Raw genomic sequence first — 12,242 nt, forward strand, 5'->3', positions numbered from 1 at the left:
GGGGGGCCGGGGGCCCCCGCGAGGCGATCAGGAGTTGGCGGGCTGCAGCTTCAGGACGACCGTCAGCGCGGCGGCCTGCGTGGGCTGCGCGGGCGCGTACGAGTCCGCGTCCGAGGGCCAGCCGACCCAGTTCTTGGTGCTGTACGCGGCACCGACGTTGTCCGAGCCGACCGGCAGCATCGGCGCCTGCTCCACGAAGATCTTCTGGATCGTGGCGAGCGCGGTCTTGCGGGCGCCCTCGTCGGTCGCGTTCGAGTACGCCTTCAGCGCCGCGGTGGCCTCCGGGCTCTGGAAGCGGCCGAAGTTACCCTGCTGGGCGGCGGTGCCGATCGGCTTCATCAGGTCGCCGTCCATCACCGTCTGGTAGATGTCGAACGGCGTCGAGCCACCGTTGGTCCAGCGCATGCTGGCCTCGAAGTCGCCCTTCTGAACGTTCTGGTCCCAGACGTTCTGGTTCGGCTTCTCCACCGTCGCCGCGATGCCGATCTCGGCCAGGTTGCTCTTGATGATCTCCAGAGTGGTCTGGTAGTCGGACCACGGCGCCGGGTCGCTGAGCTTGATGGTGACCGGCTTGCCGGCCTTGTCCTTCAGCGTGGTGCCCTCGAGCTTGTAGCCGGAGTCGGCGAGCAGCTTCTTGGCGCCCTCGACGTCGACCGTGAAGTTCTTGCCCTTGTACTCGTCGGCGATGTAGGCGTCACCAGCGCCCTCGGGCAGACCGGTGATGCTCTTGATCTCCGGGTGGAAGTAGCCGGCCTCGGCCTGGACGAAGATGTCGTTCCGGTTGATCACCATGTTCATGGCACGGCGCAGGGCCGGGTCGTCGAACGGCTTCTTCGTGGTGTTGATGTAGAGGCCGTGGATGCCCAGCACGCCCGGCGCCCAGACCTTGTAGTGCTCCGGGTCCTTGGCGACGAAGGTCTGCTGGTAGTTCGGGATGAAGACGAAGCTCCACTCCGACTGGCCGCTGGCGAGGGCCGTGGCCTGCGCGTTGTTGTCGGCGAAGGAGGTGTAGCGCAGCTCCTTCACCTTCGGCGGGTCCTGCCAGTAACCGCTCTCTCGGGCGGTGAGAATCGTCGCCTGCTGGCTGAACGACTTCAAGGTGTACGGGCCACTGCCGATCGGCTCCTTGATCGGGTCGGTGGCCGGGTCCGCCAGCTTCTCCCAGATGTGCTTGGGCACGATCGGGGTCTGTCCGATGACCTTGTGCTGCGTGGTGAACTGCGACGTCTTGAACGTCATCTTCACCTTGTTGCCGTCCGCGGTGATCGAGTCGTACGGAATGGCGAAGATGTTGAGCGCCTCGTTGCCCTTGATCAGGGTGTGGGTGAACACCACGTCGTCGGCGGTCAGCTTCTGGCCGTCCGACCAGGTGGCGTTGTCCCGGATGACCAGGTCGACGGTCTTGTAGTCGGCGGACCACTTGATCTCGCTGGCCAGCCACGGGGTCAGCGGGTCGCCCGGCTTGGTGTTGTTCCACTGACCGAGGGGCTCGTAGATCATCCAGCGGTAACCGAGCGCGGCGCCGGCCGAGGTGCCGACGAACGGGTTGTTGTTCTCGGTCACGGTGCCGTTCGGCATACCGATCGACAGGAAGTCGACCTGCTTGCCGGAGTTCGCGTTCTTGTTGTTGTCGTTCGGCGAGTCACCGCACGCGGCGAGCCCGCCCGTGGCGAGCACGCCCGCCAGGGCGACCGCGAAAAGTTTCCTTCTCTGCATCGCAATACTCCTCGGGGTCAAACACGGTTTTTCGGGTGAGAGGGGTGCCCGGAGGGCGTGCGGAACCGAGCGACCGGCCCAGGGCCGGCCGCGAGATCTCGCCGGGTTTCCGGCCGCTACAGGGGCCGGGAGATGTAGGTGTTGTTCAGGAAGCGGTCGAGGCGCGGACGGTGAAGGTGGCCGGGATGATCGTCGGCCGGTTCGGCAGCGGAGTGCCCTCGAAGTGGGCGAGCAGCGTACGGGCCGCCGACTCACCCATCTCCCGCATGGGCTGGTGAACCGTGGTCAGCGGCGGCTGGGTGTGCGCGGCGAGCGGGATGTCGTCGAAACCGACCACCGCGACGTCTTCCGGAATGCGGCGTCCCGAGTCGAGGATCGCCTGCATGGCGCCGGTCGCGGAGATGTCGTTGTGGCAGAAGACGGCGTCGAACTCGATGCCGGCGTCGATCGCCCGCCGGATGTTGTCGACGCCGGCGGCGAAGGTGAAGTCGCCGAGCAGCATCCGCTCCTCGGCAATCGGGTGCCCCGCGTCGGCGAAGACCGAGGCGAAGCCGTCCGAACGCTGCTGGGTGCAGCCGAAGCGGGACGGCCCGGTGATCACGAGCGGCTTGTGGCGCCCGATCTCCAGCAGGTGCCGGGCCGCCGAGGCGGCGCCGGTGTGGTTGGTGGTGCCGACGCTCGGGATCTGGCCGTCCACCTGGTCGCGGTCGTCGATCAGCACCATGGGCAGGCCACGGGCGTGCAGGGTGGCGATGTAGTCGAAGGTGCCCTCCGGCTCGATGACCAGGAGCCCGTCGAAGGACTTCGCGGCGACCTGCGCGTTGAACTGGCGCATCGAGTCGGCACCGCGGTTGCAGGTGAACAGCAGCAGGCCGTATTCCTCGGCCTCCAGCACGTCCACCGCCCCCTGCACCACCTCGCCCATCCAGGGCCACGTGAGCGAGGGGACCAGCATGCCGACCACCCGGGTGCGCCCGCGGGCGAGGTTGACCGCCCGGGCGCTCGGCACGTAGCCGAGTTCGTCGATGACCGCACGGACCCGGGCGGCCGTCGTCTCGTCGAGCTCGCCCTTGCCGTTCAGCACCCGGGACACCGTGGTCTTACTGACCTTGGCCCGGGCCGCCACATCGGCGATGGTGATCGGCACAGCTCCTCCGGGGTGTGACTACGCGGTTGCGTCGGCGTTTCGGAACCGGTTTCGGTACCGGTTTCGGCAGTCAACCTCAGTGAGGGCGGTCACGTCAATGTGCCAAGAGATCTATTTAGATTTCGAGACGGTAACCATGGCGTACGGGAGCCGTGGCCAGGTTGGGCAAAACCACTCCTAGTGGGGCGTCGACCACGAGATCGGCGTACGGCTCGCCCCGGGTGACGCCCCGGTTCACGATCGCCACCCGGATGCCCTCCCGGACCGCCCGGAGCACGAACCGCCGCCCCGACATCACGGTCAGCGAAGAACCTAGGACGAGCAGCGTGCGAGCCGCCTCCACCAGGGAGAACGCACTGCTCACCCGGTCGGCCGGCACGGTCTCGCCGAAGTAGACGACGTCCGGTTTCAGCACACCGTCGCAGGACCGGCAGGCCACCACCGTGAAGCCCGCCAGCTCGGCGTCGTCCAGCTCCACGTCGCCGTCCGGATTGATGGACGCGGCCACCGCGCTGAAGTCCGGGTTCGCCTCGGTCAGGCGCCGCTCCAGCTCGGTACGGGCGGTCAGCTCACCGCAGTCCAGGCAGACGATCCGCGCCAGATTGCCGTGCAACTCCACCACGTCGCGGGCGCCGGCCGCCTGGTGCAACCCGTCCACGTTCTGGGTGATCAGGCCGGACAGCAGGCCCAGTCGCTGCCACCGGGCCACCGCCGCGTGCCCGTCGTTCGGCCGGGCCGTGCCGATCGTCCGCCACCCGAGGTGGCTGCGCGCCCAGTACCGGGTGCGGGCGACCGGGTCCGAGGTGAACGTCTGGTAGGTCATCGGCGTACCGCGGCGGGCCGAGCCGGAGGGTCCCCGGTAGTCCGGGATCCCGGAGTCGGTGGAGAGGCCGGCCCCGCTGAGGACCACCACGCCACCCTCGGCGATCCACTCGTCCAGCCGGGTCACCTGCTCCAGCTCCTGAAGGTCCATGCCATACATCGTCCCTCGTACGGGTGACCGGCGGCGACATCTCTCGGGTGGCCCTGACGAAGACGAGCGGTGCGGGTGCACCGGTGCACTAGTAGGTTGATATTCGTGAAAGCGGTGGCGCAGCAGACGCCCCGTCCCTGGGACGGGCGCCGCGCGCTGCGGTTCCTCACCAGCCTGGCGATGCTTGCGCTCGCCGTCACACTCCGCCTGCCCGGCCCGGACGCGGTGGCCCCGGCCGAGGCGCCGGCCCCCGCCGCGGTGGCCGTGGTCGCCGAGACGCCGGCCCCGGCGAGCCGGACCGAGCCGGAGGCGGGTGTTTCGGCCGCCGGCACCATGGAAATCATCGAGATCGTTCCGGCACCGCGACTGGGCCGGCTTCCCGGCGGAAAACCGGAGCAACCCCGACGGCCACCCACCGGTGAGATCCCGCGGAGCGCCGGTTCCCGCGCACCCCCGGCCCGCTGAACCCGGCGGGCCGTCGGCCCGTCCGGATCCGTCGTGCCGGCCGTAGATCCACTTCTTGGGGGTGTTCCATGGATTCCGCTCTGCAGACCTTGGTGAGCGCGGTGCCGCAGGCCGCCGCGATCTGGCTGATCATCCTGCTGCTCCTCGCCGTCGCGGTCGCCACCGCGAAGGTGCCCCGCGGCCTCCTGCCGGAGCCGCCGGAAAAGGAGGAGAACCGGTACGCGGCGGAGCTGGAGACCGCGGCCGTCCAGGCGGCTGAGACGGCCGGCCGCCGGCGCGCGGAGTGGCTCTCGGCGCAGGACGCGGTCGAGGCGGCCTGGTCGGCGTACGAGGAGGCCGACCGGCTGGCCCGGCGCACCTCGGCCGCGACCGCGTACCCGCTTCTGAGCCGCCGCCGCAAGCCGGGGGAGAACACCGACCGGCAGCGCTACCTGCACCGCGCCGCCACCCAGCTGTGCCGCACCCACGATCTGTCCATCGCTCAGCTCAACGACGTGTACGCGCACCGCGGCTGGAACCCGCGCCTGCACCCGGTCCAGCAGGAGGCGGTGCTGCGCGACGCGGTCCGGGCGCACCGGTTCGCGGCGTACCGGCAGGCGGTCGAACGGGAACAGGCCGCTTGGCGGAGCGTCGAGGCGGCCGCCGAGGCTGTACGGGACCTGCGTGCCGAGGCGGCCTCGGCCCGGCTCCGCGGCCCGGCCGCCGAGTCCATCGATCGCCATTGGTGGTCCGAGCAGTGGACGCCGGCCGAACTGCCGGCGGCCGCTTGATGTCCACCGCGGACCCCCAACACCGTTCACGCTTCGCCGTAACAGCGTCCGGGTAACGTGGCCGAGCGGACGGGCGGTACGTCGGACGGGTAAGGAGGCGATGGTGACGGTTACTCCCGCAGGTGCGAGCCCGCCGGATATCCGGGTTCACCGTGCGGCCCTGGTCGAGGACGCGGTGCACGAGTTCATCGAGCGCCGGCTGCGGTCCCGGGGCTGGAAGCCGTACATCACGGCGTACACCGGTTACGGCGCGCCCGGCTGGGCCCGGGTGATGGGGCGGGTGCTGCTGACCCGGCCCGGCCTGACCCCCAAGCGGCGGGAGAAAGTGCGCGGCTGGCGTAGCTTCACCACCACCCCGGCCAGCAACGCGGTGGTCCGCATCGAGATCGGCGCCACCGTCACCGAGGCCCGGACCGACCGCAGCGGCTACCTCGACTGCCGGGTCAAGGGCGACCTGGACCCCGGCTGGGGCAGCGCGAAGCTGAGCACCGAGGGCGACACCCCGGTGGACGCGCCGATCCGCGTCCTCGACCCCACGGTGAAGTTCGGCGTCATCTCCGACATCGACGACACGGTCATGGTCACCGCACTGCCGCGCCCGCTGCTCGCCGCGTGGAACACGTTCGTCCTCGACGAGCACGCGCGCACGGCGGTGCCCGGGATGGCGGTCCTCTACGAGCGGCTGGTCAACGCCAACCCCGGTGCCCCGGTCGTCTACCTGTCCACCGGCGCGTGGAACGTCGCTCCGACACTCACCCGGTTCCTCAGCCGGCACCTCTACCCGGCCGGGCCGATCCTGCTCACCGACTGGGGTCCCACCCCGGACCGCTGGTTCCGTAGCGGGCAGGAGCACAAGCGCAAGTCACTGCGCCGGCTGGCCGAGGAGTTCCCGGACGTGAAGTGGCTGCTCATCGGCGACGACGGGCAACACGACCAGGAGATCTACTCGGAGTTCGCGCGTACTCACCCGGAGAATGTGGCGGCCGTCGCGATCCGCCGGCTGTCACCCACTCAGGCGGTGCTCGCCGGTGCCATCCCCGGCCCGTCCGAGACGGCCGAGGTGGTGCCGTCCGGCGGCAAGACCTGGTTCTCCGCCCCGGACGGCGCCGGTCTGTGGTCGGTGCTGCGCGACACCGGACTGGTGTGAGCGGTCACTCCTTCTTGTCGGTAGCCTCGGCGACGCGCTCGTGCAGCTTCCTCCGGATCTCATCCGGGCTGTACGCGCGGCGGCGCCGCTCCGATCGGGCGATCACCACGCCCGTCGCCGCGACTCCTGCCAGCCCCGCCAGTCCCGCTACCTTCCACCAACGCATCAGCTGAGGATAGACACGTGGTCGCCGAACTCAGCCTCGACGAGGCACTAGATCTGACGCGTACGGGTGACATCTGGATATTCCGGGGTCGTTCCGGGCCGGACCGTGCCATCCAGGCGCTCACCAACAGCCCGGTGAACCATGTCGGCATGTCCCTGGTGATCGAGGACATGCCGCCGCTGATGTGGCACGCCGAGCTGGGCAGGTCGCTTCCGGACATGTGGTCCGGCACCTTCCAGCGCGGTGTCCAGCTGCACGACCTGCGCGACGCGGTCACCGTCTGGGCCCGCCGGTACGGCCAGCGCGGCTGGCTGCGCCAGCTCGACCCGGGCGCCACCCGCGCCATGGAGGACAAGGCACTCAAGACGGTGGCCCGGCTGGACGGCACCCCGTTCCCGTCCACCTCCCAGCTGGCCTGGCGGTGGCTGCGCGGCCGGGTGCCGCAGATCCGGCCGCCCTGGCAGGACGGCAAGGTCAGCGAGGCCACTCTGGAGAAGGCGTACTGCGCCGAGGTGGTCGCGGTGACCTACGAGGACATGGGCCTGCTGCCGGTCGGCCGCAAGGCCAACTGGTACGACCCCGGCCGCTTCTGGAGCGGCGACGACCTCGAGCTCTGCCCGGGATTCACCCTGGGGGACGAGATTTCGATACGCGTACCGGAGGCCTGACCCGGTCCGGCGGCGGAGAATCGCCTCATGAGTACGCGGCTGGTCGCCCGGGTGGCCGAGGTAGTCACACTGGACCGGCTGCGCGTGGACGCCGCCGCGGGCTCGGGTGCCGTGGCGCTGCTGACCGGTGAGGCGGGGATCGGCAAGACGGCCGTCGTCGAGGAGGCGGTGGCCCGGGCGTACGCGGCCGGCGCCACGGTGCTGACCGGCCGCGCCGACCCGGACGAGGGCGCACCCGCGTTCTGGCCGTGGCTGCGCCTGCTCGACTGCGACCTGCCCGGGCTCAGTCCCGCCCTGCTCACCACCGGGGACACCGGGGAGTCACCGGCCGCCGCCCGGTTCCGTGCGATGCAGGCCACCGTCCGCGCCTTGCGTGCCGCCGCGGCCGGTGCGGACGGCGGCCTGGTGCTGGTGCTGGAGGACCTGCACTGGGCCGACCCGGGTTCGCTCACCCTGCTGGCCACCCTGTCCCGGGACCTGGCCGACGCCCCGCTGCTGGTCGTCGCCACCGCCCGCGCGCTGGACACCGATCTGCCCGGCGCGGAGATCCTCGCGCTGCGCCCCTGGGACCAGGCGACCGTCGCCACCTACCTGGCCCAGCAGGCGGACGGACCGGTGCACGCCTCCTGGCCGCCGGTGGTGCACCGGCTCGGCGGCGGCAACCCGCTCTACACCCGGGAGCTGGCCCGGCTGCTCGCCGCGTCCGGCGGGCTGCGCCGCCCGGCCGCCGCCCTCGACCTGCCGGACGGCCTGTTGCGCCTGGTCGGGCGCCGGATCGCCGGGCTCGGCACGGCCTGCCGTGACCTGCTCGGCCTGGCCTCGGCCCTGGGCACGGACGTCGACGTGGTCCTGCTCACCCGGATAGCGGACGGGCCGGTCGAGCCGCTGCTGGCCGAGGCCATCGCGGCCGGCGTGCTGGTCGAGGATCCCTGGGCGCCGGCCCGGCTGCGCTTCGCACACGAGCTGGTCCGCGAGGCCAGGTACGCCCAGCTGAGCCGCACCGAGCGGATCGCGGCTCACGAGCGGATCGCCGCGGCGCTGGCCGGATCGGCGGCCCGGGCCGACGAGACCGCCCGCCACCGCGTCCGGGCGGCGGTCGACGAGCGCTCGCGGCACCTGGCACGGGAGGCCTGCACGGTGGCCGCGCGGGAGGCCACCCGCCGTCTCGATCACCATGCCGCGGCGACCTGGCTCGGTCAGGCCGTCGACCTCTTCCCGGCCGATCCGTGGCTGCGGCTGGCCCGCGCCGAGGCGGCCTGCCGCGACGGCCGGCTCGGTCTGGCGGTCGCCGACTGCACCACCGTGCTGGAGCTCGCCGAAGCCGAGCGGCGAACGGACCTGGCGGCGGCCGCCGCGCTGGTGGTGCGCGGATACGGCGGCCAGGCGGCCGCCGCTGTCCTGCGCCTCTGCGAGCGCGCCCTCGCCCTCGACGCGGACACCCGGCCGGCCCCGGCCGGCCCGTCCACGGACACCGGCCCCGATCGTGGCGACGCCGCGGTGGCACGGGCCGAGCTGCTGGCCCACTACGCGATCCTCCTGGTCGAGGCCGGGCAGCATGGCCGGGCCGGGCCGATCAGCCGGGAGGCGATGGCGCTCGCGGAGCGAATCGGTGACCCGCAGGCGATGGCGGCCGCCGTACATGCCCGGCACGAGGTGCTCGACCTGGCCGCCGACACCGAGGAGATCCTCGACCTCGCCCGGCGCAGCTGCGAGCTGGCCGCCGCCGGTGGCCGGGTGGAGGCCGAACTGTGGGGCCGTCTCTGGCGCCTCGACGCCTCGCTCACCGTCGGCGACCTGCCCGGCTACGACGCCGCGACAGCCGCACTGGCCGGTCTCGCCGAGCGGCTCGGCTGGCCGGTGGTCCGCTGGCATCTGCTGCGCGCCCGCGCCGCCCGGCTGCTGATCGGCGGCCGGATCGAGGCGGCGGGGGAGACCGCGGCGGAGGCGTTCGCGCAGGCGGAGATCTTCGACAACCAGCCGGTCCGGGAACTCTACGCGGCCTTCCGTGCCTGTCTCGCGGTGTTCACCGGTGACGTTCCGGAGTGGCCGGGCGGTCTGACAGCCGCGCTGGCCAGGTTCGGGTCCGAGCCGATCGCGGTGGCCCAGATCGGCCGGCTCGCGATGCTCAGCGGTGACCGGTCCGTCGGCGCGCAATGTGCCCGGGGTCTCCGGGCCATGCTGCCCGGCCTGCCGCCGGACAGCCGGCGCGCCTTCGTGGTGCTCAGCGCCGGAGAGATCGGCGTCTGGCTGGACGATCGGGACCTGGCAGCCGACGCCTACGCCGGTGCGCAGCCGTGGGCCGGTCGCTACCTGAACACGATGACCGCCTGCCACGGCGCGGTGGCCCGGCCACTCGGCACCATCGCGGCGGCTCTCGGCGACCGGGACGCCGCCGACCGGCATCACCTCGCCGCGATCGAGATGGAGGACCGGATCGGTGCCGCGCCGTTCGCGGCGCAGGCCCGTCTCGCGTACGCTCAAACGCTCCGTGACCTCGACGCACGCCGTTCGCGGGCGCTCGCCGAGGAGGCGCTCACCACCGCACGCCGGCTCGGTTTGGCCGCGATCGCCGGCGCCGCGGCCGCGCTGACCCGCGACGACCTGACCGCCCGGGAACGGGAGATCGTCAAGATCGCCGCGGAGGGCCTGCCGAACCGCGTGATCGCCGAGCGGTTGCACATCTCCGAGCGGACCGTGGAGACGCACGTCCGCAACGCTCTCGCCAAGCTCGGTCTGGTCAACCGCACCCAGCTCGCCGCACGTCTGAGTGCCGGAAATCAGTACCAGCACTGAGGTGTGCGGGTCGGCGCCGCCCGAGGCTGGACGCATGACGACGAACACGCTCACCGACATCCGTACCGGCACCTACCGCATCGACCCGGCGCGCTCGGCGTGCCGGTTCACCGCCACCCATTCGTTCGGCCTCAAACCGGTCATCGGCACCATGAGCGTCACCGGCGGCACGATCACTGTCGCCGAGGACCCGGAACGCTCGATCGCCTCCGCCGAGCTCGACGCGGCGTCCTTCACGACCGACGACCCCCGCCGCGACAAGGACGTACGTGGCAAACGCTTCCTGGATGCCGGTAATCATCCGGAGATGGGTTTCCGGAGCACCCGCTGCCGCCGTACCGCCGACGGCTGGCAACTGGCCGGCGTTCTCGCCGTCCGGGGCGGTTCCTGCGAGGTGGTCCTGGACCTGGTCTCCGCCGAAGCCGACGACGACGGCTACCGGCTCGTCGCGAGCTGCGTCGTGGACCGGATCGCGGCCGGCGTCACCAGCGGCCGGTTGATCATCGGCCGCTACGTGCACGTCAATCTGGACATCCACGCCGTGCCGGTGCCCGCGCCGGCCCGGTACATCCCGGAAGCCCGGCCCGCCGCCACCCGCTGAGACAGCGGTGATCTTACTTGGCCCACGCTCAATGCTGTCTCAACGGCCGCCAGACGGCACCCACGTCGGGCCAAGACCGTGACCACGAAGGTCTCTAGAAAGAAGACAGCCGGAGCGGGGGCGACCCCGATGAACGGAGATCGCCGCCGCGCCGGCTCAGGAGATCAGCGGCTGGAGCGCCGGCCACCCGCACGGGCGGAGAAGGCCGCCGCGCCGCCGCTGGACGAGGCGGGACGCTGCTGGGGCGTACCCGGACGGTGTGCCGGAGCCGAACCCCGTGTCTGGCCGGACCCGCGTGCCTGGCCCGCTCCTCGTGCCTGGCCGGCCTGGCCCGCGCTCGCTGCCTGACCGGAGGCCTTCCGCGCGCCGCGCGCCGAACCGGCTGCGAAGCCGGACCCCGGATTGCGGCCGCCACCGGCGCCCGACGCCGAGCGGGAATCGCCGCCGGACGGCGCGACCGGCGCACCGGACCGCCCACGACGGCCGCGTGCGGACCGGGAGCGCCCGGCCGGTGCGTCTTCGGAGAACCCGGCCGCCGAAGCAGCGGCCGACGCGGCCGCCGACGGAGCGACGAACGTACGCTCGCCCGGCGCGATCTCGGCCAGCAGCGCGTCACCCGGGCGAACTCGCCGGGTGAGCGGGCGGATGCCGGCCTTACGCGCCAGATCCCGCACGTCGGCCTGCTGGTCGTCGGTCATCAGGGTGATGACCGTGCCGCGGGCGCCGGCCCGGGCGGTACGGCCGGAGCGGTGCAGGTACGCCTTGTGCTCCACCGGCGGGTCGGCGTGCACGACAAGCGTCACGTCGTCGACGTGGATGCCGCGTGCCGCGATGTCCGTGGCCACGAGCGTGCCGGCGGTGCCGTCCGAGAAGGCCGACAGGTTGCGGTTACGGGCGTTCTGCGCGAGGTTGCCGTGCAGCTCGACGGCCGGAACCCCGGCCGCCACGAGTTGCCGGGTCAGCACCTTGGCGCGCCGCTTGGTACGCGTGAACACCACCGACCGTCCCGGCGCCGCGAGCAGGTCGACCAGCACGCCGAACCGGTCGTCGTGCTGGACGTGCAGCACGTGGTGGTCCATCTCGACCGGTGCCTGCGTGGCCGCGTCGACGTGGTGCGTGACCGGCCGGCGCATGAACTTCTGCACCAGCACGTCCACCCCGTTGTCGAGGGTGGCCGAGAAGAGCAGCCGCTGGCCGGTGGCCGGGGTCTGCGACATCAGCCGTCGTACCACCGGCAGGAAGCCCAGGTCGGCCATGTGGTCGGCCTCATCGAGGACGGTGATCTCGACCGACTCGAGCGAGGCGTGCCCGCTGCGGATGTGGTCGTCGAGCCGGCCGGGGCAGGCCACCAGGATGTCCACGCCGGCGCGCAGGGCCTTGATCTGCGGGTTCGGCCCGACGCCGCCGAAGACGACGAGGGTACGCAGCCCGGCCACCTCGGCGAGCGGGCGCAGCGTCGCCTCGATCTGGGTGGCGAGCTCCCGGGTGGGAGCGAGGATCAGCGCGCGCGGCCGGCCGGGCCGGGCCGGCTTCGCCGCGGCGGCCAGGCGGGTGACCACCGGCAGCACGAACGCATAGGTCTTACCGGAGCCGGTCCGTCCCCGGCCGAGAACGTCGCGACCTGCCAGTGAGTCGGGCAGGGTGGCGGCCTGGATCGGGAACGGTGTTGCGATCCCGAGCTTGGTCAGTGCCGTGGTGAGGACGGCGGGCACGCCGAGCTCGGTGAAGGTTGTCATAAAGGTGGGAACTCCAACGTCGTCGAGGTCGTCCTGCCCGGCGCTGACCAGGAACCCGGC

General features: G+C 71.9%; 11 protein-coding genes. 6 read left to right on the forward strand and 5 right to left on the reverse strand.

Features of this window, described 5'->3' with window-relative positions:
• Positions 1–27: 27 nt before the first annotated feature.
• From I4J89_RS47350 to I4J89_RS47360, 3 genes are all read right to left on the reverse strand, one after another.
• Positions 28–1,716 (reverse strand): ABC transporter substrate-binding protein, encoded by a 1,689-nt coding sequence (locus I4J89_RS47350; protein WP_196420819.1) that lies wholly within the window; start codon positions 1,714–1,716, stop codon positions 28–30.
• 145 nt (positions 1,717–1,861) lie between these two features.
• A complete protein-coding gene (locus I4J89_RS47355; protein ID WP_196420820.1) occupies positions 1,862–2,863 on the reverse strand; it encodes a LacI family DNA-binding transcriptional regulator in 1,002 nt (333 codons plus the stop codon).
• Between the two features lie 115 nt (positions 2,864–2,978).
• Positions 2,979–3,836 carry an NAD-dependent protein deacetylase gene (locus tag I4J89_RS47360; RefSeq protein WP_373688221.1) on the reverse strand — a complete coding sequence of 286 codons (858 nt, stop codon included), beginning with the start codon at positions 3,834–3,836 and terminating at the stop codon, positions 2,979–2,981.
• A 105-nt stretch (positions 3,837–3,941) separates the two neighbouring features.
• Here I4J89_RS47360 and I4J89_RS47365 point away from each other — a divergent pair, with 105 nt between their 5' ends.
• From I4J89_RS47365 to I4J89_RS47375, 3 genes are all read left to right on the forward strand, one after another.
• Positions 3,942–4,301, forward strand: a complete 360-nt coding sequence (locus tag I4J89_RS47365) for a hypothetical protein (protein ID WP_196420822.1) — start codon at positions 3,942–3,944, stop codon at positions 4,299–4,301.
• A 68-nt stretch (positions 4,302–4,369) separates the two neighbouring features.
• Complete coding sequence (locus I4J89_RS47370) at positions 4,370–5,071, forward strand: hypothetical protein (RefSeq protein ID WP_196420823.1); 702 nt, start codon at positions 4,370–4,372, stop codon at positions 5,069–5,071.
• A gap of 100 nt (positions 5,072–5,171) precedes the next feature.
• Positions 5,172–6,218, forward strand: coding sequence for an App1 family protein phosphatidate phosphatase (locus I4J89_RS47375; RefSeq protein WP_196420824.1), 1,047 nt, complete (start codon positions 5,172–5,174; stop codon positions 6,216–6,218).
• Between the two features lie 4 nt (positions 6,219–6,222).
• Here the strand turns inward: I4J89_RS47375 and I4J89_RS47380 are convergent, their stop codons facing one another.
• Entirely contained in the window at positions 6,223–6,384 is a 162-nt protein-coding gene (locus I4J89_RS47380; RefSeq protein WP_196420825.1) for a hypothetical protein, read from the reverse strand.
• 17 nt (positions 6,385–6,401) lie between these two features.
• On the opposite strand from I4J89_RS47380, the gene I4J89_RS47385 reads away from it, so the two are divergent.
• Genes I4J89_RS47385 through I4J89_RS47395 form a run of 3 tightly spaced genes read left to right on the forward strand, consistent with a single transcriptional unit; the run spans position 6,402 to position 10,446 of the window.
• Positions 6,402–7,052: a hypothetical protein gene (locus I4J89_RS47385; protein ID WP_196420826.1), complete on the forward strand. Its 651-nt coding sequence runs from the start codon at positions 6,402–6,404 to the stop codon at positions 7,050–7,052.
• A 27-nt stretch (positions 7,053–7,079) separates the two neighbouring features.
• On the forward strand, positions 7,080–9,845 hold the full coding sequence (locus I4J89_RS47390; RefSeq protein ID WP_196420827.1) for an ATP-binding protein: 2,766 nt from the start codon (positions 7,080–7,082) through the stop codon (positions 9,843–9,845).
• A gap of 34 nt (positions 9,846–9,879) precedes the next feature.
• Positions 9,880–10,446 carry a YceI family protein gene (locus I4J89_RS47395; protein ID WP_196420828.1) on the forward strand — a complete coding sequence of 189 codons (567 nt, stop codon included), beginning with the start codon at positions 9,880–9,882 and terminating at the stop codon, positions 10,444–10,446.
• A gap of 164 nt (positions 10,447–10,610) precedes the next feature.
• Here the strand turns inward: I4J89_RS47395 and I4J89_RS47400 are convergent, their stop codons facing one another.
• Complete coding sequence (locus I4J89_RS47400; RefSeq protein WP_196420829.1) at positions 10,611–12,182, reverse strand: DEAD/DEAH box helicase; 1,572 nt, start codon at positions 12,180–12,182, stop codon at positions 10,611–10,613.
• Between the last annotated feature and the right edge of the window lie 60 nt (positions 12,183–12,242).

The sequence above is a fragment of the Actinoplanes aureus genome (assembly GCF_015704865.1).
Lineage (GTDB): Bacteria > Actinomycetota > Actinomycetes > Mycobacteriales > Micromonosporaceae > Actinoplanes > Actinoplanes aureus.